At 56.2% G+C, this 1,813-nt stretch carries 2 protein-coding genes; both read right to left on the bottom strand.

The window, feature by feature from the left end; all coding sequences use genetic code 11:
• Positions 1–230 precede the first annotated feature (230 nt).
• Positions 231–629 (bottom strand): diacylglycerol kinase family protein, encoded by a 399-nt coding sequence (locus AC1DWI_RS21560; RefSeq protein ID WP_477647988.1) that lies wholly within the window; start codon positions 627–629, stop codon positions 231–233.
• Between the two features lie 127 nt (positions 630–756).
• A partial coding sequence (locus AC1DWI_RS21555; RefSeq protein WP_477725718.1) for a linalool dehydratase/isomerase domain-containing protein occupies positions 757–1,813 on the bottom strand: 1,057 nt, incomplete at its 5' end.

Raw genomic sequence — 1,813 nt, 5'->3', positions numbered from 1 at the left:
AAAGGACACTTCGGTGTCCTTTATTTTTTGAGGTTTAGAAAGCAAAACTCCCACCAAATAAGCAGGTTGCTACGCGGCTTGTTTGAATCCTGTCGAAATCTGATCCACATAAGCTCCATCTGTGATTCAAGTCTTTAAAGGCGGGCGCGTCACGCACAGCGCAATCACCCGGCAAGCCACCTCCGCAACCAACTCAGGCTAACTCCAAGAGCAGGGCCACCGACGGAAACTTATAGGCCATCTCCCAAATAGGGCCAGAAGGTTATGACACCGGTTGCCGCTGCTGCGCAAGCCGCAATTAACACGCCGCCGGCAGCAAGATCCTTTGCGCATTTGACCGCCAATGAATATTGTGGCGACACAACATCGCAGAGCGACTCCACTGCAGTGTTCATGGCCTCTGCCATCCAAACCATGGTCATCGCACCAATCAGCCAGCGCCAATCGCCGGCGTCCACTCGGCACCAACCGGCCAGCCCCGTCACTAGTATTGTGGCGATGAGATGCAGCCATGCGTTGTGCTGTGTTTTAAGCATCAAGGCAATCCCCTCGAAGGCATAACCAAAGCTCTTGAGGCGTGCGACCAGAGTGAATCGTTGCGCTGCGCGGGCATGAGGGACTTCTTTCATTTCCCATCCTTCCTGTTTACCAAGCGCCAAGCCTGGGCAACACATGAACGTCGAACAGTGCACACCTGCATAACCTGCAACCCATACAAGCAGCCCCATACCGTGGCCATCAAAATACAGCAACCCATCACAGCGCGCCGGCCGGCTCCAGCGTCAAACAGGTGCGCCCAGCAAGCGGAATCTGCAAGCACACATTTCCCATGTCATCAGCCAGAACCTGCGTCAGGCATGCGCCTGTGACCCGATAAGGTGCCAACGGACGCAAGCCCGACACGCCCAAGCTCTTAATGCCATCACCGGCTCCGCCGTACAGCACCGCCTGCAAAGAGCTGCTCACAGCATCGAAGTGCGCAGCTGCAACCAGCACATCGGGATAGGACAGGGGTTCCAATCTGGGACCTTTTGATGGAAGCGGGTTACTGATCAGGTTTCGAAAGCTGTCGTGCCCTCCCGAGTGCGCCATCAGCTCGACACCATGCGCCCATACCGAGGCCTTATTCCTGTGGGCGACCCCATGACTGAGAGTAGTTGGACACTCGTACTCCAGGGCATCCATGCAGTTTTGATACACACACTCATCGCCCAACTCTACCGCCGCCAAGGCCGTCGCCGCGTAAGCACTCCCTCTTGAGAAACCATAGTTTCCCGTATCGATGGGCCAGAATTCACTGCGTCGAAGTCCCTCACGACTATCGAACAGCTGACGTCTCAACAACAGCCATTGGCGACGCGCCAGGTCAGGTTCCAGCGCATTCAAAAAGTAGCAGGGCATCGCCAGGGGCATTGCACCACCAATGGCCGGCAAGGCCAATCCCGTGTACGTAGAACGGCATGGCACGTAGCGACCCATGCCATCCAGAAACTCCGCGTCCAGATGCCGGCGGAACTCTGGCGCGTGACCGGCCCATTTCATCTGACCGTACTGCGCATCGTGGGCACGCAATGCCGCGGCTCCCATTGTGTTGCACAGGGGATAGACCCAGTTGGGCTCGCAGGCCATCAAATAGAAGGGTGAACGTTCGTATTCTTTTTCCAAACTGGACAGCAAGGACTCAAAACTGTGTTCGTAGCGTTTTCCGTTCGGATGCACCAGCGTAAAGGCACCTTTTTTCGAAAACTCCTGACCTCCTGTGCTGGCCTGGAACAAGGCCATCTGCAGCGCCACGAAGCCCGTGTACATGATG

Source organism: Polaromonas sp. P3_C2 (genome assembly GCF_056402675.1).
The sequence above is the reverse complement of the archived record's forward strand: the minus strand, read 5'-3'. Positions and strand labels throughout refer to the sequence as shown.

Excerpts from the sequence above, each read along its gene's own strand:
- AC1DWI_RS21560 (WP_477647988.1), bottom strand. The coding sequence starts at position 629 with ATGAAAGAAGTCCCTCATGCCCGCGCAGCGCAACGATTCACTCTGGTC.